Below are 25,263 nucleotides of genomic sequence, written 5' to 3' on the forward strand. Positions count from 1 at the left end.
GACACAGGCGGGCGCCCCGGCTCTTCTCCCAAAGGCTTCATCCCATGTCTGTTCGTGCCGCGCGTCCGCTGCTGGCGTTCGTCTGCGCCGTGTCGTTCTCCGCCTGCTCCTCGCCGGAGCCCCCCACGCCGCCGCCCGCGCCGCCGGGCTATGACGGCCCCTGGGAGGTGCTTCCGGAGCTGGGGGAGTGGGTGGACCCCGGCGCGTTCGAGTCGTGTCCCGCGCTGAGCGCCCAGGCTGCCTGCGGCGCGCCGGAGGGCATTGAGCTGCCCGGCTGCGACCTGGGCTCGCTCGCGGGGCTGGAGCGGCAGGGGGCCATCTACCGCGCGGAGATTCGCTACGATTTCCGGACGCAGTCCGGCGCCCCCCAGGGCTCGCCTGGCAACGGCGGGTTCCAGTTCGATGCCGCGGGTCAGCCGGTCTCCGTCATGGGACGCGCGCCCGCGGCCTTCGCCCTGGATGACGAGCGCTTCGTCCTCGTCTCCGAGTTCACGCGCACCAACCAGGAGCGGGACCGGCTCACCTTCGCCGGATGCCGCGCCCAGGGGCCGCGGAGCCTCACCGGCTGCTTCCTGTGGTGCCGCAACGGCACGCTGCGCTACCACGGCAGCTTCCGCGCCGAGCGGATGACGTGGCGAGCGGGTGAGCCGGAATCCGCTGGCATCCAGCTCCTGTCCGAGTCCTTCGTGGACCGGGGCACCCCGGTGGACGTGTACGTCACCCACGGCCACGCCTACGTGGTGTCCGTCAACGCGCCCGAGCGGCAGGGCGGCCTCACCGTCTTCGACGTGAGCGACCCACGCCGCCCCGCGCAGACGGCGTCCTTCCAGCTTCCCAATGACGGGTATTGGAATGGCGTCTGGGCCAAGGACAACGCGCTCTATGTCGCCAGTGGTGACGCCGGCGTGCTCGTGTTCGACCTGGAGGACCCGGCGCAGCCCGCCTTCGTGCGCAACCATCCGGGCGGCGCCGGCCCCCTCAATGTGCACACCGTCTTCGTGGAGGGGAACCGGCTCTACGCCATGTCGCCTTCGCCCAACCAGGAGACGCTCATCTTCGACGTCACCCGGCCGCTGGAGCCTCAGCTCCTCACCCGCTACGCACACCCTGGAGGCACGGGCTATCCACATGACGCCTTCGCGTATGACGGGCGGCTCTACATCAACCACACCAGCGACGGCTTCCTCATCGTCGGCCTGGAGGGCGAGACACCGGCGCTGCTGGGCCGGCACGGCTATGCCTACGCCTTCAGCCACGCCAACGCGGTGGGCACGTTCAACGGCCGCACCGTGGCTTTCGAGGGTGGCGAGACGCTGGGCGCCCACGTGCGCGTGCTGGACGTCACCCACCCGGCCAACGTCGTGAAGATTGGCGAGTACAAGCTGCGCGGCCTCACCTCCGTCCACAACATGGTGCTGGTGGGCACGCGGCTCTACGTCGCGTACTACCACGAGGGCGTGCGCGTGCTGGACGTGTCCAACCCCGCTCAGCCTCGTGAAATCGCGCACTACAACACGTTCCGCGAGTCAGACCCGCGCCGGTCCGATGGCATGTATGACGGTGCCATCGGCATGCGCGTTCCCGGGGACGGCCACGTGTACGTGGTGGACACGTCGCGCGGGCTGCTCATCTTCGACGAGCCCTGAGCTGACCCCGGGCGTCTCCATCTCCACCTCCAAGGGGCTTCATCCATGACTGTTCGTACCGCCTGCCCGCTGCTGGCGCTCGTCTGCGCCGTGTCGTTGTCCGCCTGTTCCTCGGAGGAGACCCCGCCCCCGCCCACCACGCCGCCGCCCGAGCCACCGACATATACCGGCCCCTGGGAGGTGCTTCCGGAGCTGGGGGAGTGGGTGGACCCCGGGGCCTTCGAGGCGTGTCCCGCCCAGGCGTCCCACGCGGCTTGCTACGCGCCGGAGACGCTGGAGATGCCGGGCTGTGACCTCGGCTCGCTCGCGGGCCTGGAGCGGCAGGGCGCAATCTATCGCGCCGAGCTTCGGTACGAGACCCAGGTGCAATCCGGCGACGTGCAGATCTTCCCGGGGCATGGCGGTTTCCAGTTCGATGCCTCGGGCCAGCCCGTGTCCGTCATGGGTCGCAAGTCCGACACAGCCCCCATGAATGGGGAGCGGTTCATCGTTTCATCCGAAACCACGTTCCAAGCCGGCGCCCAAGAGCGCTACACCTTCATCGGCTGTCGCGCCCAGGGGCCGCGGAGCCTCACCGGCTGCGTCTTCTGGTGCCGAGGCACACGGGGCCATGGCGGCAGCTTCCGCGCCGAGCGCATGACGTGGCGAGAGGGCGAGCCCGAGTCCGCCAACCTCCAGCTCCTGTCCGAAATGCGCGTGGGCATGGACACGCCGGTGGACGTGTATGTCACCCACGGCCACGCCTATGTCGTGAGCATCAATCGGCGCGGCTTCGGCGGCGGCCTCGCCGTCTACGACGTGAGCAACCCCTACATTCCCGTCCAGCAGACGGCCATCCAACTCGGCAATGCCGACTACTGGAATGGCGTCTGGGCCAAGGACAACGCGCTCTACGTCGCCAGTGGTGACTCCGGCGTGCTCGTGTTCGACCTGGCAGACCCGAGGTTGCCTGCCTTCCTGCGCCACTACCCCGGCGGCGCCCGCCGCGTCGATGTCCACACCGTCTTCGTGGAGGGGGACCGGCTCTACGCCATGTCACCCTCCCTCAAGCAGACGCTCATCTTCGACGTCACCCAGCCGTTGGAGCCTCGGTTCCTCACCCACTTCGCGTACCCCAGGAGCCTGGGCTATCCCCATGACGCCTTCGCGTACGAGGGGCGCCTCTACGTCAACCACCTCGAAGATGGCTTCCTCATCGCAGGGTTGGACGGCGAAGGCGAGACACCGGAGTTGCTCGGCCGGTACACCTATCCCCATACCTTCAGCCACGCCAACGCGGTGGGGACCTTCAATGGCCGCACCGTGGCCTTCGAGGGCGGCGAGACGATGGGCTCCCATATCCGAGTGCTGGACGTCACCGACCCGGCGAACATCGTCAAGATTGGCGAGTACAAGCTGCGCGGCCTCACCTCCGTCCACAACATGGTGCTGGTGGGCACGCGGCTCTACGTCGCGTACTACCACGAGGGACTGCGCGTGCTGGACGTGTCCAACCCCGCCCAGCCTCGGGAGATCGCGCATTACAATACCTTCCGTGAGTCAGACCGGAACCGGGGAGACGGGCTGACCGACGGTGCCATCGGCATCCGTGTGCCAGGAGACGGCCGCATCTACGTGGTGGACACGTCGCGCGGGCTGCTCATCTTCAACGAGCCGTAGAGCCGTAAGCTCACGCCTCGCTTGTCGCCGTCGAAGGCCATGGCGGCCAGCTCCGCCGCCGTGCAGCCGAGGACTTCCGAGGCGCTGCCCGCGTCCTCCCCCAGCAGCCCCACCACGGACTCCTCGCCGCCCCAGCGGCCCCGCACGTCCTCCCGGCGGCAGCGCGCGCCCAACAGCCGGCCCAGCCACATCAACACGCCGTCCCCGGCCAGGTGGCCGTAGCGGTCATTCACCTTCTTGAAGGGGTCCACAGCCAGGAGCGCAACCCGTCCAGGCAGGCCGCCTCCAGCGCCTTGGCGTCTCCACCGCGCCCCTGGACGAGCAGCGCATCCACCCAGGCACAGGAGCGTCCTGCCGCTCATGAAGGATGCGCCTTTCTCGCCAGCAGGCCGCTGAGGAGGTCACGCACGGAGGCGACCAGCTCCTCCTCCGACGCGCGCGACTTGGTGAAGTGCCGGGTGATGCCCAGGGTGAGCTGCCGCTCATCCATGCGCGTCAAATCCCGGCCCGTGAAGACGATGAGGGGCGTGGCGCGGCCCCTGCCCTGACGGAGGATGTCCACGACCTCGAAGCCGTCCAGGCGCGGCAGCCCCACGTCCAGGACGATGAGGTCCGGCGTCGTCTCGCGCGCCAGCTCCACCGCGCTCTCGCCGTCCGCCGCCTCGAACACGTGCACGCCCAGCCGCTCCAACTGCGCGCACAGCGTGCGCCGGGTGCCGGCGTCGTCGTCCACCACCAGCACGCGCGCCTGCCCCGGCTGCCGCGTGGCGTAGCGCAGCGACTCGAGCAGCCGCGACTCCTCCAGCGGCCGAGGCATCCAGTCCACCCAGTGCGGCACGCCCTCCGCGTGGTCCGCGCGCCCGGACAGCGCCAGCACGGGCAATTCATGCGTGCGCGGCTGCTCGCGCAGGCGCCGCACCCAGTCCAGGGCCTGCCCGTCCGGGAGCTGCATGTCCACCACCAGCGCGTCCGGCAGGGCCGCGTCCAGGTGCCGCGCGGCCTCGGCGAGGTTGGTGGCGCTCAGTACCCGGTAGCCTTCGTGCGACAGGAGCCCGCGCAGCAGCGCCGCCAGCTCCGCGTCCGCGGTCGTCACGAGCACGTCGTAGCGGGACGCGTCCTCGGGCACGTAGGGCGGCGCCGCGGCGAGCGCGGGCTTCACCGCCTCCAACGTGAAGCTGAAGGTGGAGCCGCGCCCCTCCTCGCTCTCCACGCTGATGCGGCTGCCGTGCTGCTCCACGATGGCCTGGGAGAGGGCCAACCCCAGCCCCGTGCCCCCCTTGGAGCGCGTGTCCGAGCTGTCGAGCTGCTGGAAGCGGCCGAAGAGGCGCGCGCGCTGCTCCGGGGAGAGGCCGGGGCCCGGGTCCGCCACGCTGAAGCGCACCCGGCCGCTGGCGTCCTCCGCCACGCGCACCGTCACCTCCGCGCCCCGGGGGGAGAACTTCACCGCGTTGGACACCAGGTTGGTGAGCACCTGCACCAGCCTGTCCCGGTCGCCCGACACCCGCGGCGTGCCCGCCACCTCCGCGTGGAGCGCCACGCCCGCGCCGTCCGCCACGCCCTTCACGCCCGCGAAGGTGGCCTCCACCAGCTCCGCGCACTCCAGGGTGGCCACCTTCAGCTCCAGCCTGCCCGCCTCCATCTTCTCCAGGTCGAGGCTGTCGTTGATGAGGCGGATGAGGCGCTCGGTGTTGGTGCGGGCGATGCGCACCAGGTCCACGGCCCGCGGCGGCAGCTCGCCCATGACGCCGCCCTCCAGCAGGCCCAGGGAGCCGCGGATGGAGGTGAGCGGCGTGCGCAGCTCGTGGCTGACGGTGGAGATGAACTCGTTCTTCATCCGCTCCACCTCCTTGCGCTCGGTGATGTCGCGCACGAAGGCGGTGAAGCGCGGCGGGCCCTCGCCGCCATCCAGCGGGAGGATGCCGTCCGGGGAGGCCTCCAGGATGGCCGCCTTGCGCGCCTCGCTGGCGCGCAGCTCGTCGTTGGCCGCGGACAGCGCGCGGGTGCGCTCCTCCACCCGCCGCTCCAAATCGGCGTTGAGCGTGGCCAGCTCGGCGGTGGCGCTCGACAGCCGCACCATCACCACCAGCACGTAGGCCACCAGCGCCAGCGAGACGATGAAGAAGACGATGCGCGAGCGCTCGTTGCGCCCCTGCGTGCGCTCGTAGAGCTCCAGGTAGGTGTTGATGACGCGGTCCGCCCGCGCGCTGGCGGTGCCTTCCAAGAGGGCCTGCAGGGCCGCGTCCGCCTCGGCCTTCTCGCCGCGCGCGTCCGCGGCGCGGGCCCGCTCCAGCAGCGCGGCGCGCTCATCCAGCGCGCTCACGAACAGGTCCAGCGCCGCGTTCATCGTGCGGCGGTCCATGTCCGACAAGAAGGAGGGAAACCGCCGGAGCGCGTCCGCGCGGGCCCGCAGCGCGGCGAAGTCCTCCGCGTCCACGCCGTGCAGCGTGCGCAGGCCCAGGCGCTCGCGCAGCACGTCCAGCTCCAGGTCTCCGCTGGCCACGCGCAGGTGCCGCAGCGCGCCGCGGTAGCGGTCATTGTCGGAGGTGGCCCAGGGGCGGCCCATGGCGAACAGGCCGCACAGGAGCAAGAGCGCGCCCGCGGCCAACACGCCCGAGCGGCGAGAGAGGCGAAGCCCCTGGCTCATCCCGGCACTCGCTCGCGAATCTCCCGGGGCAAGGTCATGGGTCGAAGGGCTTCCCGATGACGCCCAGCGCGCCCAGCTCCAGGTAGCGGGCGGCCTCCTGCTTCTGGATTTTCGCCGTCATGCCTTCTCCAGGGCCTCCGCGCCAGACGCCGCCAGCACCGTCTGCCACCCGCCCACCCGGCCGAGGCTGAGGTTGCCGATGGTGCGGATGTCCTCTTCGTCGTCGACGAGCATCACCTCGCGAAGGGTCGTCATGGCCGAGGCGGGATTCTACCAGGACGGCGGCGCCCCGAAGCGGCCACGCCGGTGCCAGGGATTGGCCGCGGGTGACGCTGAACGGGGCGCCGGCTGAGCTGACGGCGGGCCGAGGAGACCGATACTCCGGCCTTCGCGCAGTGAGGGCGCTACGGCGCGCCCGTGAGCACGCGCGAGTCGTACAGCCGGATGAAGCCCTCACCCTCATCCAGTCCGGCGCCGAAGCCGCCAACCACCACGACATGGCCCGTGGGGGTGAGCGCGAGGCCGCTGAGACGAACCGGGCCGCCCGCCGACCCCGTGCTCCCCTCGACGAAGGTCGCGGGGCCGGGAGCGCGGGTCGTGACGTCCATCGCCGAGAACCAGCCCCGGCCCCTCTGCGCCCCGTCCGCGAGGAGCTCGTGCCCGCCGATGAGCAACGTGCTGGTGGACGTGAAGGTCTGCAGGGTGACCACGCCCGGCCCGCCCGGGATGGTCGCGTCCCACTGCGTGTTCCCGTTCGCGTCAATCCACAACTGGATGAAGCCCCCGGTGGGCCTGTGGTGGGGCAAGAGGGTGCTCGTCGCGCCCTCGGCGTTGACGGCGAAGAGGTACCAGTTGTTCCGCGTCTCCCACTGGAGGACGCCCTCCGCGCTGTACTTCCGGAAGTAGGACGCCACGTGCTCCGGCTCCCCGGACGCCGCGTCCCGGTTGAACGCGCTGCCGGACACATAGACCTCCCCCTGGGCATTCACCTCCAGGCCGGAGGCGTGGTTGAACTGGCCCTCGTCGAAGAGCAGGCTCCAGCGCTCGGTCCCTTGTGGCGAGAGGGCGATGAGCTTGAGTTGCTGCCCGTCCACGCCATTGCCCAGGTTCAACAGCACGTAGACGTGCCCGTTGGCGCTCACGGCGAGGTTGTGCCAACTGAGCGTTTCGGTGGACTCTGAAGAGGTCCACTGCGCTAGCCCCCCCACGTACCGGGTCACCCGCCCGGAGTAGTCCACGACGTAGGCGGTGCCCGCGCCATCCAGGGCCAGCTTCACCCCGCCGCTCAGGGGGACCGACCAGGTCGCCTGTCCGGTGCCGCTGAGCCGCTGCAACTGTCCGATCTCCAGGACGTAGATGTCGCCGTTGGCCGTGGTCGCCACGCTCCGGGGATGGGAGTCCCGCCGCACCTCCCACCGCACGAAGGACTCGAGTTCCTCCAGGGAGACGACCTTCCTCCCATCCATGGTGAGCGAGCAGCCGCCGCCCGCCACCGCGGCGCAGTCCCCACCCCAGGTCGGCAACCCCACCGGCTCGGCCCGGAGCGTCACCCGCGCCCTGCGGACCGGCACCATGCACGGCTCGTCGCAGGACCAGCCATCCTCCTCCGCCACCACGCGCGCTCCGTCACCGGGCAGGCTCCGCACCTCCACATAGCCAATGCCCAGGCCCTTGAGGACCGCGCTGTCCCCGTCGGGAGCGCCCTCCACCATGAGACGGGCCTCGTTCAGCCCCGCCAGCCGGGGCGAGAAGCGCACCCGCACCTCGCACTCCATGCCCGCGTCGAGGAAGTGCTCGCAGGTGTTCGCGGCGATGGTGAACCCGCTGCCCTCCACCTTGACGGACACGGACTCCACCGCCGTCGGAGACGCATTGCGCACGGTGAAGAGGTGCTCGGGGGAGGACTGGCCCACGTCCAGCTCACCGAAGTCGACCGTGTCCCGGTCTATGATGAGCACGGCCGGGTCCGGCGTCGGTTCGTCGTCTGAGCACGCGGCGGAAAGGACAGACACGCCGAGCAGCAGGGAAAGCAAAGGCTTGCGAAGCATGCGCGGCCTTCTATGCGAGCCCCTGTCCACATGACAAGGGACGCCCCTCCCCCCGCCTGGAGCCCACACGAACGGTGCGGATGCGTCTGTCATTACCCGGCCAGGGACGAAGCGCCTAAGTAAGTCGCCAGAATTTCTCTAACAAATCGCGCAGCCAGAAGCCCTCGGCGAGGCAGCCTGCCTTGCGGAGGGCATCCTGGGGCGAGAGGCCCAGCACCCACTGGATGGCGGCGTCGACGTGCTGCTCCACAGTCGGGTACTGCCGATTGGCCGACACGTGCTGCTTGAGCGGACGCCAAAGGTGGTCCATGCAGTTGAGTTCCGAGCGCTGCTTGGGCAGCAGCACCAAGTGGATACCGAGACGAGCGGCGAGCCGCTGAGACTTCTGAGCGGTGTGACAACTGGCCCTGTCGAGTACCCATCCGCTTCCGGTTTAGCGGCCGCTCCCGAGGGAAGCCTCCCGCTTGCGTCGTTCACGCTCGCGGCGCTGCTGGCGTGAACGAGCGGTCACCTCCGCGATGAGGAGGATGCGCTCCTCCAATTGCTCCAGGGTTACGCCCCGGCTCATCATCGCATGCGACAGCAGCAGTGGGGCGCAGCGGGTCAACGCCAGCACCAGCGCGAGCCGCCCCGTCGCATGCTGCTGACCCGACTCGCCTGCCTTCTGCTGCATCGACAGTTCCAGCAGGCGCGAGAGGGCCAGGGCAATCACCTTGGCGTACACCAACGAGAGCACCGCGCCAGGCCGCGTGGCGCGCAGCGCCGTCAGTCCCACACCGGATTTGAGGGCTTTGAAGAGAAGTTCCACCCTCCAGCGCAGACGGTAGGCCTCGGCCACCTCCAGGGCTGTCAACACGTCGCGGCCTACCGTCGTCAGATACCAGCGCCGCTCACCCTCTGGCCCTTGCACGGCCACCACCCGCGCCGAGGCCGTGCGCCCCTGCTTCTCCAGTTGCACGTCCACGTCGATGACGCCGCCCTCCTCACGCAGCACGCCCTGCAGTAGCGCATCCGTCAGGCGCATGCCCCGGGCCCGCACGCGCTCGCCCTTGCCCACGTGCACCCGCAGCACCTTCGGGTCATGCTGGGCCTTCAGCCGCACCAGGAAATGGGCTCCGGCCTCAATCGCATCAAGGAAGCGGCCGGTGTCTGTGTACCCCAAGTCCATGAAGGTGAGCGTGCCGGGCGCCAGCGCCTCTTCGGGCAATGCGCGCGTGTCCTGGGTGCGCTGGGGCGTCACTCCGTCCGCCACCGGCAACTCGTCTCGCAGCGATACCAGCGCGTGCCATTTGAAGGACGCTGGCCGTGCCTGGCTGGTGGAGGGGGCCCAGTCAGCCGCCAGTCGCCGCAGCAGTTGGCAGGTGGAGTCGGCCACCTGCACGTCTGAGAATTCTTCCAGCAAGGCTCCCAGTTCATTGAAGGGCTTGTCCTCGCCGATGGCCTCGCGCACGGCCTGCACGGCCCGGCCGGCCACCTCACACATCAACAGCCCAAAGGCGTGGTTGAAGCGCTCGAAGAAGGCGCTGGGTGACAGCTTCTGTCCGGTGAGCGCGATGTAGTTGGCGAAGGCCGTTGTCTGCGTGCCGGGCAGCGGCGTCACCGCGGCCACGGTGGACTCCACCAGCGCCACCAGGTCCACCTTGCGCTGGCGCTGCAACGCACCCAACCGCCGCGCCGCCTCCAGAATGTCCTCGGCCGACACCAGTGCCCGGAGTCCCTCAGCCACCTTCGCTCTCGGAGTATTCTTCATGCCGGGAGAATGGTCCTCGTCCCTCCGTTTCGACGGGCCCTGCCTGCTCGGCTGCACCTATCTCTCTGATTCTGCTCTGCTTTTCCTCACCGCGTTAAACGGACGCGGATGGTCGAGTACCAGCAGGAGTGGGCGACCGGGATAGGCAGCGCGCAGTGCACGCAGAAAGGCCATGAAGTCCTCCTGCCTGCCGCGCCGGGTCGCCATGACCACACGCCTGCCGGTGCGCGGATTGATGGCTCCCCACAACGTGCGCTTGGCGTTCTCGCCGGTAATCTTCACCAGCGCCTGCTCGCCTACCGGAGCCCACACCGCGCGCAGCGGTGGAAACCAGCGCAGCACGGTGCTGTCCATCACGAGCAACACCGCGCGGGGCCACTGGCGCTTGAGCCGCTTCAGACGGCGAACAAGGCCCCCTTTTTCTGCCCCGGGTGCGGAGCGGCTGTCGCGTACACGTACCGAGGCCGCTTCCACGCCAGGCCCGCCTCATGCAACCGTCGGCGCAGCGTGCGAGGTGACACCTCGAAACCCTGACGCTTGAGGTGAGTGCATAGCAGCGGCACCGTCCATCCGTGGCTGGCCCAGCCCGCCTTCTCTGGGCTGGTGCGTACCACCCTGCGCAGCCGCTGGATGGTCAGACGTGGGGCCTTTCTGGGGCGGCCCGAGCGCGGGGCATCCACCAGTGCTGACGCAGTGCGCTCTGTCAGGTAGCGCTCCAGCCAGAAGTAGACGGCCGGCCGGCTCAAGGCCGCCAGGTGCGCGGCCTCGCCCGGGGCTTTGCCCTCGGCTATGAGCTTGATGGCCAGAAGGCGACGGAAGTGACGCGCATCGCGAGACTGCCGCAGCGCCCGCTCCAACTTCCGCCTGTCGTATGCTGTCAGCCCCAGCTCGGCAGGGCTCCTTGCCGGTCGCATACCCTGGAAGCTGTGCATGCGGCCGGCATTTGTCTCGGAACTTCTGGCGGCCTACTTAGGGGCCGGCGTCGGCCGGCTCGGCCACGCAGTGCCCCTGCCTGCAACGGGGCACGAAGGAGGGGAAGGCGCACTGGCCAATGCTGGAGCAGCTGGGGGACTCGGTGCAGTAGCGCAGCACCTCCTCGGCGGCCCGCGTCGCGAACTCCTCGCGGCCGGCGGTGTTCACCATGGCCGGGGGGCACTCCCCATAGCCCGTGCACCGGCCGTTGACGGTGACGGCCACGCAGTCACTGTCCTGCTGGCAGTCATCGCGCTCCGTGCGCAGGCGCTCCAGCGCGCAATGCACCGTCTTCAGGCGCGGGCAGTGGTCGTCCTCGTTGGCGCACCCGGGATACGTGTACGTCTCTTGAGGATGCGGGGGCGGCGAGCACGTGAGCGCCTCGGACGCCATGCACGCCCCCGGCCCACCATCCGGGGTGCCTCCCGAGGGGTCCGTCCCATCCGAGCCGCAGCCCAGCCACAGGCCCACGAACAACAGCGACGCCAGCTTGCGCATCCTCATCCCCTTCTCGTCGTGGCCCCGCCCCCGCATCCTCACCGGAAGGCGGCGCGTTTCCAACCGGAGGTTGCCGGCTGGGTCGCCAGGGCGCATCGCGCTCGCCCGTACCGCCCCCCGCGAGCTGGCGCCCAGGGGGACTGCCTCCAGGAAGGCGCCTTGAGGCTGCGTGCCGGGAGCGCCCGCGGGCGAGGGCGACCCTCCCACCGCCGGAGCCCCGTCCACCGCTTTGGCGGGGATGACGCGGAAGGCGGGCGAACGGGGGGCCGTCCGCGGCGCACCCACCGGGAAGGCGAGCAACCGCCAGCCGCCAGGAGCACGCCTGTTCGTTGACTCCCGGCGACTCCAGAATCTTTGTGACGCGGTCCGCGCGTCCGCGCTGTTAATGCATCCACCCGAGCGCGGGGTACGGAGGAGGCAGATTTGGGTGGGGCCGAGACAGCCGGAGACACCAGCGACCAGGAGCTGTTCAACGGCACGGACGTCTCCCTCTGGGTCGAGGACTTCACCGCCGTGACGAAGGCGCTCGACGCGCTGCGTTCCTCGGGCGTGGAGGACCTGCGCGCCTGGCTCGCGGCGCACCCCGGCTTCGTCCTGGAGGCCGCGGGGTGGGTGAAGGTCCTGGACGTGAATGACGCCACCGTGCGCCTGCTGGAGGCGCGCGACCGGAGCGAGGTGCTGGGCACCCTGCCCCGCTTCTTCGCCCCGGAGACGGCGAAGGCCTTCGCCGCCGAGCTCCTCCTGCTCTGGGAAGGCGGCACGCGCCTGGAGCTGGAGACGGTGCTGCAGACGCTGGGAGGCCGCCGCATCGACGTGACGCTCACGCTGACCCGGCCGGCGAAGGAGCGCAGCGACCGGGTGTTCATCACCATGAGGGATGTCACCGCGAGCAAGGCGTCCCAGCGGGCGCTCCAGGAGAGCGAGGCCCGCTTCCGGAACATGGCGGACCACGCCCCGGTGATGCTGTGGGTGACGGACGCCACCGGCCGCTGCGTCTACCTCAGCCGGACCTGGTACGAGTTCACCGGCCAGACGGAGGCGGAGGGCCTGGGCTTCGGCTGGCTGCAGGCCGTGCACCCCGACGACGCCGAGCCGTCCGGAGCGGTGTTCCTGGCCGCCAACGCGCGGCGCAGCGCCTTCCGGCTCGACTACCGGCTGCGGCGCAGGGACGGCGAGTACCTGTGGGCCATCGACTCGGCCAGCCCTCGCTTCGGGCCGGGCGGCGAGTTCCTGGGCTACATCGGGTCGGTCATCGACATCTCCGAGCGGAAGCAGGTCGAGCAGGAGCGCGAGCGGCTCCTGGCCGCCATGGACGAGGCCATCCGGTTGCGCGATGAGTTCCTCGCCGTGGCCAGCCACGAATTGAAGACGCCGCTGACGCCGCTCAACCTGAAGCTGCAGACGCTGGCGCGGGCGGTGCAGGAGCGGCGCGGGCCGGAGCTGCTGGAGCGGCTGCCGGCGGACCTGGAGGTCATGCAGCGGCAGGTGAAGCGGCTGTCCGCGCTGGTGGGCGAGCTGCTCGACGTGACGCTCATCAGCGGCGGCCAGCTCCGGCTGGAGCTGGAGCCGGTGGACCTGGGCGCGCTCGTCCGCGAGGTGGCGGCGCGCTTCGACGGGGAGTCGCAGCGCACCGCGACGCCCCTCCAGGCGGAGCTGGACGAGGAGGTGGTGGGCCTGTGGGACCGGGTGCGGCTGGAGCAGGCGGTGTCCAACCTGCTGTCCAACGCGCTCAAGTACGGCGTGGGCCGTCCCATCCACCTCCAGGCCGGCAAGGAGGCGGAGCACGCCTGGCTCACCATCCGTGACGAGGGCATCGGCATCCCTCCCGAGGCGCTGGACCGCATCTTCGAGAAGTTCGAGCGCGCCGTCTCCGAGCGGCACTATGGCGGGCTGGGACTGGGGCTGTACGTCACGCGGCAGAACGTGCGGGCCATGGGCGGGAGCATCGACGTCCGGAGCACCCTGGGCCAGGGCGCCACCTTCACGGTGCGCCTGCCGTGCCGCGTGCCCGGCGTGAACGCGCTGCGAGAACAGGCTTCATGAGGGATTCCAACGCGGTGGAGGAGGTGCTGCGGGGCGGCGGCGAATGTGGCGCGCTGCTGCGGAGGGTGGACTGGGCGAAGACGGCCCTGGGCCCCGTGGAGACGTGGCCCCAGTCGCTGCGCACCACGGTGGGCATCGTGCTGGCGTCCAACTACCCGCTCTACCTGGCGTGGGGGCCCCGGTACGTGCAGATGTACAACGACGCCTACCGGCCCATCTGCGGCGCGACGAAGCACCCCGCCGCGCTGGGGCAGGAGGCCGCCGTCACCTGGCCGGAGGTGTGGGACACCGTCCTCGCGCCCGGCTGGGAGCGCATCCAGGCCACCGGAGCGCCCATCCGCGTGGAGGACCTGATGATGCCGCTGGAGCGCAACGGCTACGTGGAGGAGTGCTACTTCTCCTACAGCCACAGCCCCATCCGCGACGAGTCCGGCGGCGTGGGCGGCATCTTCGCCGCCCTCATGGAGACGACCGGGCGCGTGCTCAACGAGCGGCGGCTGCGCACGCTGTCCGCGCTGGGCGCGGCGGCCCTGGGGCAGGAGACGCCGGAGGCCACCTGCCGCGAGGCGGCGCGCGTGCTCGCCGCCAACCCGAACGACGTCCCCCTGGCGCTGCTGTACCTCACCGACGCGGCGGGGAAGGCGGCGCGCCTGGTGTCCCAGAGCGGCGTGCCCCTGGGCTCCCGCGCGGCCCCGCCCGAGGTCTCCCTGGACGACGAGGCCGCCGGGGACACCTGGCCCCTGGCCCGCGTGGCGCGCACGGGCGAGCCGCTGCGGCTGGAGCCGGTTCCCGGGGCGCTGGGTCCCCTGCCCAGCGGCCCCTGGCCGGAGGCGACCTCGTCGGTGCTGGTGCTGCCCATGCCCCGGCCCGGACACGCGCGGCCCCTGGGCTTCCTGGTGTTGGGCATCAGCCCGCGCCGGGCGCTGGATGACTCGTACCGCCGCTTCCTGGAGCTGGTGGCCAGCGGCGTGACGACGGCCGCGGCCACCGCGCGGGCCCGCCAGGAGGAGCGCCGCCGGGCGGAGGCGCTGGCCGAGCTGGACCGCGCCAAGACGGCCTTCTTCAGCAACGTGTCCCACGAGTTCCGCACGCCGCTGACGCTGATGCTGGGGCCCGTGGAGGATGGCCTCCAGGACCCCGATGAGCCGCTGGGCCCGCGCCAGCGCCAGCGCCAGGTGACGGTGCACCGCAACGGCCTGCGGCTCCTGAAGCTGGTCAACACGCTGCTGGACTTCTCCCGCATCGAAGCGGGCCGCACGCGGGCCACCTTCGCGCCCACGGACCTGGGCGCGCTCACCGCCGACCTGGCCAGCGCCTTCCGCTCCACGGTGGAGCGCGCCGGGCTGAAGCTCGTCGTGTCGTGCCAGCCGATGCCGGAGCCCACCTGGGTGGACCGGGAGCTGTGGGAGAAGGTCATCCTCAACCTGCTCTCCAACGCCTTCAAGTTCACCTTCACCGGGGAGATTCGCGTCGCCTGCGCGGCGCACGACGACGGGGTGGAGGTGGCGGTGACGGACACCGGCACCGGCATCCCCGAAGCGGAGCTGCCTCGCATCTTCGAGCGCTTCCACCGCGTGCAGGGCGCCCGGGGCCGCAGCTACGAGGGCAGCGGCATTGGCCTGGCCCTGGTGCAGGAGCTGGTGAAGCTGCACGGGGGGAGCCTCTCCGCCCGCAGCGTCGAGGGCCAGGGCAGCACCTTCACGGTCCGGCTGCCGCGCGGCCACGCGCACCTGCCCGCCGAGCACCTGGCGCCCGGCGCGACCCAGCACGCCACGAGCCTGCCGGCCTTCGTCAGCGAGGCGGAGTCCTGGCTGGGGGCCGGGGACACGCAGGTCCTCCACGGCGACGTCCCGCCCTCCGCCGCGAGCGCCACGGTGCTCCTGGTGGAGGACAACGCGGACATGCGGGACTACGTCCAGCGCCTGCTGAGCGGGCGCTACACGGTGGAGACGGCCGCCAACGGCCACGCCGCGCTGGAGGCGGTGCGGGCCCGCCGCCCGGACCTGGTGCTCAGTGACGTGATGATGCCGGGGCTGGACGGCTTCGGGCTGCTGCGCGCGCTGCGGGCGTCCCCCCTCACGTCGGACATCCCCCTCATCCTCCTGTCCGCCCGCGCGGGCGAGGAGGCCACCATCGAGGGGCTGGAGGCCGGCGCCAACGACTACCTGGTGAAGCCCTTCTCCGCGCGGGAGCTGCTGGCGCGCGTGGAGGGCAACCTGGCCCTGGCCCGGGCGCGCGAGGAGCAGCGCCAGGTCGAGCAGGCGCGGCAGGCGCTGGCCGTCGTGGTGGAGCAGAGCGCGGAGGCGATTGGCATCGCGGACCCGGAGGGCCGCGTCACCTACCTCAACGAGGCCGCGCAGCGGATGCTGGGAGTCCCGGGGCTGGAGGCCGCGCGCCGCACCGTCTTCCTGGACTACTTCCCCGCGGAGGACCAGGCCTTCATCCGGGACACGGTGCTCCCCACGGTGGCGGCCCAGGGGCGCTGGGAGGGCGAGCTCCAGTTGCGCAACCTCCACACGGGCGTGCACATCCCCGTCCTCTACAACGTCGCCACCCTCACCGACACGCGGACAGGCCAGCCGGTGGGCATGGTGGCCGCCGGGCGGGAGCTGTCCGAGCAGAAGCGCCAGGAGGCCGAGGCGCGCCGGCGCGCGGAGTTCGAGCAGCAGCTCATTGGCATCGTCAGCCACGACCTTCGCAACCCGCTCAGCGCGATTCAGCTCGGCGCGTCCGTGCTGGCGCGGCGGGAGGAGCTGAGCGAGCGGAGCCTGCGCTCGGTGCTGCGCATCCAGGCCTCGGCGGAGCGCGCGGTGCGGATGACCCGGGACCTGCTGGACTTCACCCAGGTGCGCATGGGCGGCGGGCTGCCCGTCCACCGGCGGCCCGTGGACCTGCACGACCTGGCGCAGCAGGTGCTTGAAGAGCTGCGCATCAGCCACCCCGAGCGGGAGTTCCGCGTGGAGTCGGATGGAGACGCCCAGGGGGAGTGGGACCCGGACCGCATCGCGCAGATGCTGGGCAACCTGGTGGGCAACGCGCTCCAGTACAGCCCCCCGGACTCCCGCGTGACGGTGCGCGTCCACGGCGAGGACGCCCGGGTCCTGCTGTGCGTCCACAACGAGGGCCCGCCCATCCCCGCCGAGGCCCGGAAGCGGCTCTTCCGGCCGCTCCAGCGGGCGCGGACCGACGGCGCCAACGCGGGGCGGAGCATCGGCCTGGGGCTCTTCATCGTGAAGCACATCGTCGAGTCCCACGGGGGGACCATCGAGGTGACGTCCCGCGAGGGCGAGGGCACGACGTTCATCGCCTGGCTGCCCCGACGGTCCACGCCGCCGGCTGAGGCGCGCTAGCCCGTTGCCCGGCGCTTGCGCGGCGCGCGGGCGGCGGGCTTCGCGGCGGCGGGCGGAGGGGCGGCGGCGGCCGGGCGGGGCAGCACCGTGACGACGGCGTTCACCACCCGGGACACCGCGCGGAGCTGACCGGGCTCCAGCTCCCGCAGCTTGCGCGTCATGCGGCGCAGCTCCACCGGGTCTTCCTTCACCTTCTTCCGGGGCGCGGCGGGCGCGCTGTCGGAGCGGCCCACGCCCAGCAGCGTGTCCGCGGAGACCTGGAGCACGTCACACAGGCGGCGCAGCGTCTGGGTCCGGGGCAGCATCTTCCCGCGCTCCAGGCGGCTGTAGACCTCCATGGCCATGCCCATGCGCTCGGCGACGTCGCCCTGGGTGAGCCCCAGCCGCAGGCGGGCGTCACGCGCGGCACCTCCCAACAGGGCTGCCAGCTTGTGGTCGACGGGCTCACGCATGACGGCCGAGGGTTGCACGCTCGCCGGGTCCTGCAAGTTTCCGTCCGCCGCCCTGGCGCATCCCCCACCCCGAAACCTACCCACCAAGTCAGGACACTACCTCAAAGGGCAAACGTCATGCTATGGACCTCCAAGGTTGAATCATGACGCCCCCCACAATGACAGCCGCTGGAACCTCGTCTGATTTGGACCTCCAGGGTCCGATGGGAGCCCACCCGTGATGCCCGGAGAGGATTTGCACCCGCTGATGCTCCAGGAGTCAGAGGAGGTGGGTGCCTTCCGCATCATCCGGCGGCTGGCCACCGGCGGCTTCGGCGCCATCTTCCTGGCCGAGTCGGAGACGCACCGGCAGGTGGCGCTGAAGTTCGCGCTCCAGGGCCCCTCGGAGGAGGCCGCGCCCGGCGCGGACGCCCGGACGTGGAAGGAGGTCCACGTCCTGATGCGCCTGGAGCACCCCAACGTCGTGGAGCTGCTGGGCTACCGGCGGTGGCCGGACGCGCGCAATGGCTACCTGGTCCTCATCATGGGCTACGTGGAGGGCCCCACCCTGTCCGAGTGGGCCCTGTCCGAGGCGCCCACGCCGCGGCGCGCGGTGCAGGTGTTCCAGCAGCTCGCGCTCACGCTGGACGCCATCCACCGCGCGGGCGTGCTCCACCGCGACATCAAGGGCAACAACATCATCATCCGCGCGTCGGACGGGCAGCCGGTGCTGGTGGACTTCGGCTCGGGGGACCACGCGTGCTCCCCCGTGCTGACCGAGGACACCCTGCCCCCGGGCACGCCCAGCTACCGCAGCCCGGAGGCGCTGCGCTTCTGGGCCCAGCCGCGCCCGTCGGGTGCGCGCTATGCGTTCGCGCCCACGGATGACCTGTATTCGCTGGGGCTGGTGCTCTACGAGGTGCTCACCGGGAGCTTCCCCTATCCGGCGTCCCTGCCGCCCGCCGGCCTGCTGGCCTGCATCGAGGCCGGGGGCTTCCTCCCGCCGTCCGTCCACAACCCGCGCGTGCCGGTGGCGCTGGACGGCATCGTGGAGCGCCTGCTGTCGCCCTCCGCCGCCGGCCGGCCGCCTTCCGGCGCGGCGCTGTTCCACGCGCTGGGCGCGGCCTTGGACGGCGCGGACGCGTCCTGGGACGCGCCGTTGTTCCCGCCCCGGGCGCCCGAGGACGCCGTCACCGAGGAGGCCCTGGAGTTCTTCGACGGGGACGAGGAGGCGCGGGAGCTGCGCCGCTGGATGCGCGCTCCAGAGCGGGCCCGCCCGCCCGCGACCCTGGCGCCGCCCACGGAGCCCGCCTCACCGTGGGCCCCGCTGGAGGCCCACGCGCGCCCCGGGTGGCGGCGGTGGCTGGGCGCGCTGAAGCGGCGCTGGGCCGCGCTGCGCGCGTGGCGCTGAGCGCCCCAGGCCGGACAACCCCTTTCCTTGCATCCAACCTCAGAGGTCCAAGAGCCCATGATGACGCCCGACACGACGACGGAGGAGCTTCCTGGAGGCCCGCGCAGGCCGCGCGTGCTGTTCACCGTGGCCGGCACGGTGTTCGAGTTCGTCCGCAAGCTGGAGATGCGCTCCACCGGGGAGCTGCTGATGCTGGCGCAGCGGCGCTACCGCAACGGCCTGGGCGGCCCGGTGGTGGTGAAGCGGCTGCGCAACCCGGCCACCTTCGTGGAGCGCCGGCGGCTGGTGGAGGAGGTGGACCTGACGTTCCGGCTCAACCACCCCGCCATCGCCAAGGTGCTGCTGCTGAAGCTGTACCGGGGCGCGCCGCACGTGGTGATGGAGTACGTGGAGGGGCGGTCGCTGGACACGGTGTTGAACCTGGCGGCCATGCGGCGGCGGCCCCTGTCCGCGGAGTTCGCGGCGCACGTGACGGCGGAGGTGGCGGAGGCGCTGAACCACGCGCACGCCCTCACGGACGAGTGGAGCCGGCCGCTGAACATCGTCCACCGGGACGTGAGCCCCCGGAACATCCGCGTGGGCGTCCATGGCGAGGTGAAGCTGACCCACTTCACGGTGGCGGCGTCGTCGCTCCCCGGGCGCGAGGTGACGAGCCGCGAATTGGTGAAGGGCGACATCGCGTATGCGTCGCCAGAGGCGCTGCGGCGGCGGCAGGTGGACGCCCGGTCGGACCTGTTCTCGCTGGGGCTGGTGCTGCTGGAGCTGCTCACGGGCCGGCACCCGCTGATGGTGGATGACGTGGCGCCGGTGCTGGAGCCGGACCCGCTGGACCTTCAGGCCCAGGGGCCCACGTGGATGCCCGTGAAGGAGGTGGCGGCGCGGATGGCCCAGGTCGGACCGGAGCAGGTGGAGCGGCTGGCCGCGGGCGTGCCGGAGCCCCTGCGGGTCATCGTGCAGCGGGCGCTGCGGCAGCAGCCGTCGGAGCGGTTCCAGACGGGCGCGGAGATGGCGGAGGCGCTGCGCGCGTGGCTGGGGACGCAGGAGTTCCACGAGGGACGGCGGGCGATTGCCCGGGAGGTGGAGCAGGCCGCCGTGGAGGCGACGGTGCGGCGGAACCAGGCGGAGCTGCTGGAGGGAGGGCTGCACCCGGAGGGGCTGACCGTGGAGGAGGCGGCGCTGGCCGGAGAGCCCTCGTCCGAGACGCCGCTGGGAGAGGCCGCGGGGTCCGCGGTCCGGCTGTCCCAGGTGGCCGAGCTGACGCTGGAGGCGCGCATCACCCAGACGCTGGAGCCGGCGGCGGACGCGCGGCCCGCCGCCACGGCGGTTGAGGCGGGGGAACCGGCGGCGGACGCGCGGGCCGTCGCCACGGCCGCGGATTCTGGGCCCGCCACTCGGCCCGCCGCCACGGCCGCGGAAGCGGGGCTCGCCACTCGGCCCGCCGCCACGGCCGCGGAGACGGAGCCCGCCGCCACGACAGCGGAGACGGAGCCCGCCGCCACGGCAGCGGATCCTGGGCATGAGCGCCACCCCGCCGGTCCGCCTTCGGAAACCGGAGCGCTTCCGGACGCCTCCGAGGCGCGTGCCACGCCGGTGGTAGCCGAGGCGCGCCCCGACGCACAGCCCGCAGCGGAGACTGCGCCTTCCGACGACGCGTCGCCCTCGACTCCTGCATCGCCAGAGTCCTCCGGCACGGCACCAGAGAAGCCCTGAACACCGTGACGGTTGCGGAGCCACGGCACGCTCGCCGCGCCATGACTCCGCTCGCCGCGCCACGACTCCGCTCGCCGCGCCGCGACTCCGCTCGCCGCGCCACGACTCCGCTCGCCGCGCCATGACTCCGCTCGCCGCGCCGCGACTCCGCTCGCGGCGCCATGACTCCGCTCGCCGCGCCACGACTCCGCTCGCCGCGCCATGACTCCGCTCGCCGCGCCACGACTCCGCTCGCCGCGCCACGACTCCGCTCGCCGCGCCGCGACTCCGCTCGCGGCGCCACGGCACGCGCGGCCGCCGTCCCCTCACAGCATGCCGGCGCCGTACAACAGCCCCACCAGCACCAGCAGCGCGGCCAGGATGACCGCGGCCACGCGCCACGCGGAGATGGGCGCCTCGCCCAGCACCACGTTCGTGTCCTGCCCGTGCACCAGCACCCGGTACGGCTTGTCCCTGTACCGGTAGGCCAGCACATACACGGGCAGGGCCAGCCGCCGGGTGCGCAGGCTGGAGAGCGCGACGGCGACGTGGATGTTCCGGAAGCGGTAGCCCGGAATGACACCCTGCTGAAGCCGCTCGCGAGCCAGGCGCTCCACGGCCTGCAGGATGCTGCGCCGGGCGCCCGAGCGCGTGGCCTCGAAGCGCTCGACGTGCGCGCCTTCGGACCCTCGCGGCGTGTCCTGAGCGGAGCCTTGCTGGTAGTGGGGCGCCAGCGCTTCACACTCCTTCACCGTCAACCCGCGCGAGGCCGGCACCGGGATGCCCTCGAAGTCGAAGCGCGTCCGGCCCGCGTGTGGCGCCCACTCCGCCCGCTGCGTCGAGCCCGCGTTCGAATCCGCGGTCCAGCTCACGTCCACGCCCGCATCGAACATCCACGCCGGCCACCACACCGGCCGCAACGACGCGAGCGAGGCCTCCTGCGCCAGCCCGGACGGCCGGAAGAAGCCCCCCCGTCCCAGGAAGGCCATCAGCGCGCCACGCGCGGCCTCGGTGCCCACGGTGAAGGGCAGCCAGTGCTGCGCCTGCTCCACCGGGTCCGCGGTCGTCTCCACATGCGTGACGGAGCCGCAGTAGTCACACCGGGGCGCCTTCGCCTCCACGGAGTACTCCACCGCCGCGCCACAACTGTCACAGCGCACCACGCGGGCCCGCGCGCGCTCCACGGCGGCGCGAGGCGGAGGCGGCGCCGTCAACCCGCAGATGGGGCAGCGCAGGTCCTCCGCCTCCAGCGCGCAGTCACAGCGCCGGCAGGGCGCCACCCTCACCGCCTCGGCGCTCATCGCCCGCCTCCCATGAACCACCCACCCATGGCCAGCACCGCCAGCAGCGTCACCACGGCGGCCAGCACCTTCCACGGGGAGATGGGCGCCTTGCCGTGGACGGCCCCCGTCTGCCCATTGACGAGCACCCGCAGCGGCGGCGCGTCCTCCGCGTACTTCACCGCCAGCACCCAGACGGGCAGCAGGCACACGTCCAGCGCCTCCCAGTCCAGCCGGGACTGGTGCACCAGGTCCTTGTGAGAGTCCCCCGGCATGAAGCGCGACAGCAGCCCGCGCACGCGGTCCACCGCTTCGCTCCGGGCCTGCGCCTGACACCGCGCCAGCGTGAGCGAGGGCTCCTCCGCCACCCAGCCGGAGATGAGCGCCGGGGTGTAGCGGGCGAGGCCCCGCAGGTCGAAGGGCTCCAGCGCCTCCAGCTCCGCGTTCTCCAGGCCCTTGGAAGCGGTGACGAGCACGTCCGCCACGTAGCTGGCCAGCTCGCCTTCCAGCGGGCGCCACTCCACGCGCGTCACGGTGCGCGTGCGGAGGTGCGTCTTCCCGTCCTCGTCCGTCACCGCGTACGTCTCCGTCTCCTGGTAGTTCTCACCAATGGAGGCCCGGTAGCGCGCCTGCGCCAGCACGCTGTAGAGGTACGCGGGCACGTACACGCCCCGCACCTCGCCCGGCGCCGCGGAGCGGATGCCCGAGCGCGTGAAGCGGCTGCGCGAGCGCAACCACCGCGCCACGTGCTCCTGGGCGGCCGTGTGCGTGAGCGCGAAGCCCAGCGCGAAGACGGGCTCGGGGACGCCGGGCACCGGCGGCCGCTCCACCACCGCGGGCGCGGCGCAGTAGGGGCAGCGCGTGGTGCGCAGCGCGGGCTCCAGCACCAGCCGCGCGCCACAGGACTGACACTCCAGGTGGAGCAGCAGCCCGGCCATGGAGGACTGCGTCTGTTGGGATTGCTCGGCCATCGCGCGAGTCTTGGCGCACCTGGGCGGGCGCGTCCATCCCGTGGCGCGAGGCGCCCGCGCCAGGTCCCGCGAGCCCCAGGAGGCCCGCCCGCCTGCCCTCCAGGCTTGCATGCCCGCTGGCCCCGTTGCAGCCGGCCCGCGTCGTCACGAACGTAGTGTGCGGAGGGAATTCATCATGGCTCAGCGCGACAAGCAGCGACAGCCGGGCATCCAGCCACCCGAGGATTACTACGGCCGTACGGATGAAACGCAGCCCCCCTCTCTGGCGCCAGACGAGAACGAACAGGAGCGCACCATGGCGGACACCGCTGAGTCGACTGAGCATACGCAACGCATGCACACCATCGACCCGACGGAACGCACGCCGGGCGCCATCCTGGATGAGATTGGGGATGGGGATGGTCCGCGCAGCGACGCTGGCACCAACCCGCTGCCCGATACCTACTGGAGCGCCTATCCCGACGGTGAACCTCGCAGGGAGTAGAGCCGGTTCGAGGGGCCGCTCGGAGGGCCCTGCCTTCCAGAGCGGCCACCCCTCCCGGCCCGTCCCGGCCGCGCCATCCGCCCTGGCGCGTCACGCCGCACAGTCCTGACCTACGCCGCCCGTCACCTCCCTGATTTCAAGCACGCACGCCCGCCAATGCGTGTCAGCCCCCCTCTGTACCGTGTGCTCATTCGCCAGCACCCAGGGGGAGCGATTCCATGGCGGAAATCCGTGAACTGCCGCGTGTGTCCGTGAACAAGTTGGGCGAGTACCTCGTCGCCACGCCCGCGCGCCGCAAGCGCATCATCCACGACCAGAAGCACCCGCCGGAGCAGCAGTATCTGCGCTACCCGGAGGCGTCGTATGCCATCACGGACTTCCTCTGCCGCGGCCTGGACATGTCCATCCTCCGCGAGCACCAGCGCCGCTTCGCGTGCAGCGTGCCGCAGACGGAGTTCGAGGCGCAGCGGCTGCAGCTCTGCGCGGAGGCGCTGGAGCGCTTCGCTGACCTGGTGCCCTGGCTGGACTTGGAGGAGACGCTCATCAGCGCGGTGGGCGCCGAGCCGCCGGTGCTGGAGGTGGCGGGCGTCACCATCAGCGTGCGGCCGGAGGTCGTGCTCCAGCGCATGGACAGACATGGCAACGCGCGCGTGGGCCTGATGAAGTTGTATTTCTCCAAGCACCAGCCGCTGGACGAGCGGTCCGGGCAGTACATCGGCACGCTGCTCCAGCGCTTCACCGAGCAGCACCTGTGCCCGCTGGGCCCGTGTGACCACCGCCTCATCCAGGTGGTGGACGTCTTCGCCGGCACCATCTTCACGGCGCCCCGGGCGCACATCCGCCGGTTGAGCGACGTGGTGCTCGCCTGCGAGGAGATTGCGGAGCGCTGGTCCGTGCACTGACGCGGCGAGCCACGCGGCGTGGGTGCGGTGCGGTGCTCAACGAAAGCGCCGTCTGGGACGCGCGGAGGGTGGACACGCGGCGGGACATCATCGAAATCGATGCCCCGCTTCGCGCCACCCGACACCCCAGGGAGACTTCATGAGCACCGAGCACGCCGCCCCCGCCCTCTCCACGCGCGACTTCATCGACCTGGAGGAGCGGTATGGGGCGCACAACTACCATCCGCTGGACCTGGTCATCGAACGGGGCGAGGGCTGCTGGGTCCATGACGTGGAGGGCCGCAAGTACCTGGACTGCCTGAGCGCGTACTCGGCGGTGAACCAGGGGCACTGCCACCCGCGCATCCTGCGGACGCTGCGCGAGCAGGCCGCGAAGGTGACGCTGACGTCACGGGCCTTCCGCAACGACCAGCTCCCCCACCTCTACAAGGCCCTGCGGGAGCTGTCCGGGCTGAGCCGCGCGCTGCCGATGAACTCGGGCGCGGAGGCGTGTGAGACGGCCATCAAGCTGGCGCGCAAGTGGGGCCACACCGTCAAGGGCATCCCGGAGGACCAGGCGGAGGTCATCGTCTTCGCGAACAACTTCCACGGGCGCACCATCAGCCTCATCAGCTTCTCCACCGAGCCGAAGTACCGGCACGGCTTCGGCCCCTTCACGCCCGGCTTCACCGTGGTGCCCTACGACGACGTGGAGGCGCTGCGGCGCGCGATGACGCCCAACACCTGCGCCATCCTGATGGAGCCCATCCAGGCGGAGGCCGGCGTGTTGATTCCGCGGGACGGCTACCTGAAGCAGGTGGCCGAGCTGTGCGAGCAGCGCCGGGTGCTCTTCATGGTGGATGAAATCCAGACGGGCCTGGGGCGCACCGGGAAGATGTTCGCGTTCCAGCACGAGGACGTGCGGCCGGACGTCATCGTGGTGGGCAAGGCGCTGTCGGGCGGCTTCTATCCCGTGTCCGCCGTCATGGCGGATGACGAGGTCATGGGCGTGCTCCAGCCGGGCGAGCACGGCAGCACCTATGGCGGCAATCCGCTGGGCTGCGCCGTGGCGCGCACCGCCCTGGACGTGCTGCGCGAGGAGCGGCTGGTGGAGCGCTCCGCTGAGTTGGGCGAGACGTTCCTGGCCATGCTGAAGACGCTGAAGAACCGCCACATCGTGGAGGTGCGCGGCCGGGGGTTGATGGTGGGCGTGGCGTTGGACATCTCCGCGCGGCCCGCCTGCGAGGCGTTGATGAAGGAGGGCGTGCTCTGCAAGGAGACGCATGACTCCGTCATCCGGCTCACGCCGCCGCTGGTCGTCACCCAGGCCGAGCTGGAGTGGGCCTTCGCGCGCATCCAGAAGGTCATCGAGGCGCTGTAGGCCCGGGCGCCACCCGGGCACGCGAGCGGCCGCGTGCCCGGAGCCGCCGCACCGGGGCCTCGGTTGTCCCGACGTGTCACCTTCCGCACCGTGTGGGGGACAGCGCGCGGCGGTGGCGCTGTGAC

At 71.5% G+C, this 25,263-nt stretch carries 21 protein-coding genes and 1 pseudogene; 9 read left to right on the forward strand and 13 right to left on the reverse strand.

Annotation, left to right across the window (positions count from 1 at the left end):
• Window positions 1-44: 44 nt before the first annotated feature.
• Window positions 45-1,646, forward strand: a complete 1,602-nt coding sequence (locus MYMAC_RS35735) for an LVIVD repeat-containing protein (RefSeq protein WP_095961325.1) — start codon at window positions 45-47, stop codon at window positions 1,644-1,646.
• Window positions 1,647-1,691: 45 nt separating this feature from the next.
• Window positions 1,692-3,305 carry an LVIVD repeat-containing protein gene (locus MYMAC_RS35740; protein WP_095961326.1) on the forward strand — a complete coding sequence of 538 codons (1,614 nt, stop codon included), beginning with the start codon at window positions 1,692-1,694 and terminating at the stop codon, window positions 3,303-3,305.
• Here MYMAC_RS35740 and MYMAC_RS35745 read toward each other — a convergent pair.
• The 10 genes and pseudogenes from MYMAC_RS35745 to MYMAC_RS35785 form a co-directional block, all read right to left on the reverse strand.
• Window positions 3,257-3,667 (reverse strand): diguanylate cyclase, encoded by a 411-nt coding sequence (locus tag MYMAC_RS35745; protein ID WP_275663151.1) that lies wholly within the window; start codon window positions 3,665-3,667, stop codon window positions 3,257-3,259. The two genes, MYMAC_RS35740 and MYMAC_RS35745, sit on opposite strands and share 49 nt — an antisense overlap.
• Window positions 3,664-5,949: an ATP-binding protein gene (locus tag MYMAC_RS35750; RefSeq protein ID WP_095961327.1), complete on the reverse strand. Its 2,286-nt coding sequence runs from the start codon at window positions 5,947-5,949 to the stop codon at window positions 3,664-3,666. Before MYMAC_RS35750 ends, MYMAC_RS35745 begins: the two co-directional genes overlap by 4 nt.
• A 34-nt stretch (window positions 5,950-5,983) precedes the next feature.
• Window positions 5,984-6,118, reverse strand: coding sequence for a response regulator (locus tag MYMAC_RS38500; RefSeq protein ID WP_275663152.1), 135 nt, complete (start codon window positions 6,116-6,118; stop codon window positions 5,984-5,986).
• Entirely contained in the window at window positions 6,067-6,204 is a 138-nt protein-coding gene (locus MYMAC_RS38225; protein WP_013936989.1) for a response regulator, read from the reverse strand. The genes MYMAC_RS38500 and MYMAC_RS38225 overlap by 52 nt, the downstream gene beginning before the upstream one ends.
• Before the next feature lie 149 nt (window positions 6,205-6,353).
• Window positions 6,354-7,997: an NHL repeat-containing protein gene (locus MYMAC_RS35760; RefSeq protein WP_095961328.1), complete on the reverse strand. Its 1,644-nt coding sequence runs from the start codon at window positions 7,995-7,997 to the stop codon at window positions 6,354-6,356.
• Window positions 7,998-8,112: 115 nt separating this feature from the next.
• Window positions 8,113-8,403: pseudogene (locus MYMAC_RS35765) on the reverse strand (transposase); the annotation flags it as partial.
• Between the two features lie 27 nt (window positions 8,404-8,430).
• On the reverse strand, window positions 8,431-9,723 hold the full coding sequence (locus tag MYMAC_RS35770) for an IS4 family transposase (RefSeq protein WP_157757440.1): 1,293 nt from the start codon (window positions 9,721-9,723) through the stop codon (window positions 8,431-8,433).
• Window positions 9,724-9,804: 81 nt separating this feature from the next.
• On the reverse strand, window positions 9,805-10,221 hold the full coding sequence (locus tag MYMAC_RS35775) for a transposase (RefSeq protein ID WP_239989225.1): 417 nt from the start codon (window positions 10,219-10,221) through the stop codon (window positions 9,805-9,807).
• A complete protein-coding gene (locus MYMAC_RS35780; protein WP_013940738.1) occupies window positions 10,143-10,679 on the reverse strand; it encodes a helix-turn-helix domain-containing protein in 537 nt (178 codons plus the stop codon). The genes MYMAC_RS35775 and MYMAC_RS35780 overlap by 79 nt, the downstream gene beginning before the upstream one ends.
• A gap of 37 nt (window positions 10,680-10,716) precedes the next feature.
• Complete coding sequence (locus MYMAC_RS35785) at window positions 10,717-11,223, reverse strand: hypothetical protein (protein WP_239989226.1); 507 nt, start codon at window positions 11,221-11,223, stop codon at window positions 10,717-10,719.
• A 417-nt stretch (window positions 11,224-11,640) separates the two neighbouring features.
• On the opposite strand from MYMAC_RS35785, the gene MYMAC_RS35790 reads away from it, so the two are divergent.
• Window positions 11,641-13,260 (forward strand): sensor histidine kinase, encoded by a 1,620-nt coding sequence (locus MYMAC_RS35790; RefSeq protein WP_095961330.1) that lies wholly within the window; start codon window positions 11,641-11,643, stop codon window positions 13,258-13,260.
• Complete coding sequence (locus MYMAC_RS35795) at window positions 13,257-16,610, forward strand: ATP-binding protein (RefSeq protein WP_095961331.1); 3,354 nt, start codon at window positions 13,257-13,259, stop codon at window positions 16,608-16,610. Before MYMAC_RS35790 ends, MYMAC_RS35795 begins: the two co-directional genes overlap by 4 nt.
• On the opposite strand, the gene MYMAC_RS35800 is transcribed toward MYMAC_RS35795, so the two are convergent.
• Window positions 16,607-17,062, reverse strand: a complete 456-nt coding sequence (locus MYMAC_RS35800) for a helix-turn-helix domain-containing protein (RefSeq protein ID WP_013936984.1) — start codon at window positions 17,060-17,062, stop codon at window positions 16,607-16,609. The two genes, MYMAC_RS35795 and MYMAC_RS35800, sit on opposite strands and share 4 nt — an antisense overlap.
• 220 nt (window positions 17,063-17,282) lie before the next feature.
• Between MYMAC_RS35800 and MYMAC_RS35805 the strand changes: the two genes are divergently transcribed.
• Together MYMAC_RS35805 and MYMAC_RS35810 are read left to right on the forward strand one after the other, a co-directional pair.
• A complete protein-coding gene (locus MYMAC_RS35805; RefSeq protein WP_095961332.1) occupies window positions 17,283-18,452 on the forward strand; it encodes a serine/threonine-protein kinase in 1,170 nt (389 codons plus the stop codon).
• A gap of 57 nt (window positions 18,453-18,509) precedes the next feature.
• Window positions 18,510-20,162, forward strand: coding sequence for a serine/threonine-protein kinase (locus MYMAC_RS35810; protein WP_095961333.1), 1,653 nt, complete (start codon window positions 18,510-18,512; stop codon window positions 20,160-20,162).
• A 305-nt stretch (window positions 20,163-20,467) separates the two neighbouring features.
• Here MYMAC_RS35810 and MYMAC_RS35815 read toward each other — a convergent pair whose 3' ends face one another.
• Both MYMAC_RS35815 and MYMAC_RS35820 read right to left on the reverse strand, forming a co-directional pair.
• The gene (locus MYMAC_RS35815; RefSeq protein ID WP_095961334.1) at window positions 20,468-21,442 is read right to left on the reverse strand and encodes a TFIIB-type zinc ribbon-containing protein; all 975 of its coding nucleotides are present in this window, start codon (window positions 21,440-21,442) and stop codon (window positions 20,468-20,470) included.
• Window positions 21,439-22,392: a TFIIB-type zinc ribbon-containing protein gene (locus MYMAC_RS35820; protein WP_204817262.1), complete on the reverse strand. Its 954-nt coding sequence runs from the start codon at window positions 22,390-22,392 to the stop codon at window positions 21,439-21,441. The genes MYMAC_RS35815 and MYMAC_RS35820 overlap by 4 nt, the downstream gene beginning before the upstream one ends.
• Window positions 22,393-22,567: 175 nt before the next feature.
• On the opposite strand from MYMAC_RS35820, the gene MYMAC_RS35825 reads away from it, so the two are divergent.
• From MYMAC_RS35825 to rocD, 3 genes are all read left to right on the forward strand, one after another.
• Window positions 22,568-22,876 carry a hypothetical protein gene (locus tag MYMAC_RS35825; protein WP_170114796.1) on the forward strand — a complete coding sequence of 103 codons (309 nt, stop codon included), beginning with the start codon at window positions 22,568-22,570 and terminating at the stop codon, window positions 22,874-22,876.
• Between the two features lie 218 nt (window positions 22,877-23,094).
• Window positions 23,095-23,778 carry a hypothetical protein gene (locus tag MYMAC_RS35830; RefSeq protein ID WP_095961336.1) on the forward strand — a complete coding sequence of 228 codons (684 nt, stop codon included), beginning with the start codon at window positions 23,095-23,097 and terminating at the stop codon, window positions 23,776-23,778.
• 139 nt (window positions 23,779-23,917) lie between these two features.
• Entirely contained in the window at window positions 23,918-25,138 is a 1,221-nt protein-coding gene (rocD, locus tag MYMAC_RS35835; protein ID WP_095961337.1) for an ornithine--oxo-acid transaminase, read from the forward strand.
• The last annotated feature ends 125 nt before the right edge of the window (window positions 25,139-25,263 follow it).

Source organism: Corallococcus macrosporus DSM 14697 (assembly GCF_002305895.1).
Lineage (GTDB): Bacteria > Myxococcota > Myxococcia > Myxococcales > Myxococcaceae > Myxococcus > Myxococcus macrosporus.

Coding starts and splice junctions, on each gene's coding strand:
- MYMAC_RS35735 (WP_095961325.1), top strand. CDS start 45: ATGTCTGTTCGTGCCGCGCGTCCGCTGCTGGCGTTCGTCTGCGCCGTG.
- MYMAC_RS35740 (WP_095961326.1), top strand. CDS start 1,692: ATGACTGTTCGTACCGCCTGCCCGCTGCTGGCGCTCGTCTGCGCCGTG.
- MYMAC_RS35745 (WP_275663151.1), bottom strand. CDS start 3,667: ATGAGCGGCAGGACGCTCCTGTGCCTGGGTGGATGCGCTGCTCGTCCA.
- MYMAC_RS35750 (WP_095961327.1), bottom strand. CDS start 5,949: ATGAGCCAGGGGCTTCGCCTCTCTCGCCGCTCGGGCGTGTTGGCCGCG.
- MYMAC_RS38225 (WP_013936989.1), bottom strand. CDS start 6,204: ATGACGACCCTTCGCGAGGTGATGCTCGTCGACGACGAAGAGGACATC.
- MYMAC_RS35760 (WP_095961328.1), bottom strand. CDS start 7,997: ATGCTTCGCAAGCCTTTGCTTTCCCTGCTGCTCGGCGTGTCTGTCCTT.
- MYMAC_RS35780 (WP_013940738.1), bottom strand. CDS start 10,679: ATGCACAGCTTCCAGGGTATGCGACCGGCAAGGAGCCCTGCCGAGCTG.
- MYMAC_RS35785 (WP_239989226.1), bottom strand. CDS start 11,223: ATGAGGATGCGCAAGCTGGCGTCGCTGTTGTTCGTGGGCCTGTGGCTG.
- MYMAC_RS35795 (WP_095961331.1), top strand. CDS start 13,257: ATGAGGGATTCCAACGCGGTGGAGGAGGTGCTGCGGGGCGGCGGCGAA.
- MYMAC_RS35800 (WP_013936984.1), bottom strand. CDS start 17,062: ATGCGTGAGCCCGTCGACCACAAGCTGGCAGCCCTGTTGGGAGGTGCC.
- MYMAC_RS35805 (WP_095961332.1), top strand. CDS start 17,283: ATGCCCGGAGAGGATTTGCACCCGCTGATGCTCCAGGAGTCAGAGGAG.
- MYMAC_RS35810 (WP_095961333.1), top strand. CDS start 18,510: ATGATGACGCCCGACACGACGACGGAGGAGCTTCCTGGAGGCCCGCGC.
- MYMAC_RS35815 (WP_095961334.1), bottom strand. CDS start 21,442: ATGAGCGCCGAGGCGGTGAGGGTGGCGCCCTGCCGGCGCTGTGACTGC.
- MYMAC_RS35820 (WP_204817262.1), bottom strand. CDS start 22,392: ATGGCCGAGCAATCCCAACAGACGCAGTCCTCCATGGCCGGGCTGCTG.
- MYMAC_RS35825 (WP_170114796.1), top strand. CDS start 22,568: ATGGCTCAGCGCGACAAGCAGCGACAGCCGGGCATCCAGCCACCCGAG.
- MYMAC_RS35830 (WP_095961336.1), top strand. CDS start 23,095: ATGGCGGAAATCCGTGAACTGCCGCGTGTGTCCGTGAACAAGTTGGGC.
- rocD (WP_095961337.1), top strand. CDS start 23,918: ATGAGCACCGAGCACGCCGCCCCCGCCCTCTCCACGCGCGACTTCATC.